This window comes from Segatella buccae ATCC 33574 (genome assembly GCF_000184945.1).
GTDB lineage: Bacteria > Bacteroidota > Bacteroidia > Bacteroidales > Bacteroidaceae > Prevotella > Prevotella buccae.
Genome location: NZ_GL586321.1, coordinates 1 through 834 on the forward strand (window position 1 = coordinate 1; position 834 = coordinate 834).

The following is an 834-nucleotide window of genomic DNA, read 5'->3' on the forward strand; positions in this document are numbered from 1 at the left end:
GTGGTGCCGGCAAGGCTTTCCCTGAAAGCCTCCGCCATACCGTGTAATTTCATGCGGCCCATCAAATCCAGTGATATGGTGTTCCGGTCCTGTTGTCCCGTTACGGGAGCTGTCTTATTATTTATTTCCATAATTTTAGCTTTATTGTTACTGTTTGTCTTTTCTGTAATAGTCACGTCCACGTATGTTCTTGTGGGTCAGTGGTATCGGGGATGTCATGTCAGGCTGTATCCTCCCGTCCTCATCAGGAAGGAAATCCGCGTCTTCTCCCGGTTCAAGCACCTCTCGTAAGGCCTGATACCCGTATTGCAGCTTCTGTTCCGCGCAGGCGCAGGCAGCGACCAGACGGTCACGGCCGTATTTTTTCTCCGGCGTCAGTATGCCCCGGCAGTATCTGAACGCTTTTGGAGGATATTGCATGAGCCGCTCCACTTCCCGGAGATAATTCAATACGATATTGTCCATTTCCGAGGCACGTCGGAAGAGTTCCTCAAGATCCTTGTCATAAGGGCCATAGTGCCCCGGCAGGTTGTGCTCCTTTTTCCATGAATAAGCGTAGGGGACGTCACTGCGGTCATGGGCGGCGACAAGGTTCATGCCACAGTAGATTTCCACCGTGTCGGCATCGTAGAGGATCGTCACGAGTTTCCCCACATGTTCCTTCGGGACACTGTAATGGTGCTTGAACAGCGATACGTAGGAGTTCCTGCCGACAGTCATCAGCTTTTTCTCTTTCATGACGTAGCGTTTCAGTGGAAGCGGGCGGAGGTAGTCCTTCTCACCGCGCAGGAACATCTCCTTACGTGACGCCTCCCGGCCGGCCATCACCTTTTC

The 834-nt window shown here is 52.5% G+C and carries 1 protein-coding gene and 1 pseudogene; both read right to left on the reverse strand.

What is annotated here, in order from left to right; genetic code table 11:
• Window positions 1-131: pseudogene (locus tag HMPREF6485_RS14435) on the reverse strand (ATP-binding protein); the annotation flags it as partial.
• A gap of 16 nt (window positions 132-147) precedes the next feature.
• On the reverse strand, window positions 148-834 hold a 687-nt coding region (locus HMPREF6485_RS13075; protein ID WP_044126552.1), incomplete at its 5' end, for a Mu transposase domain-containing protein.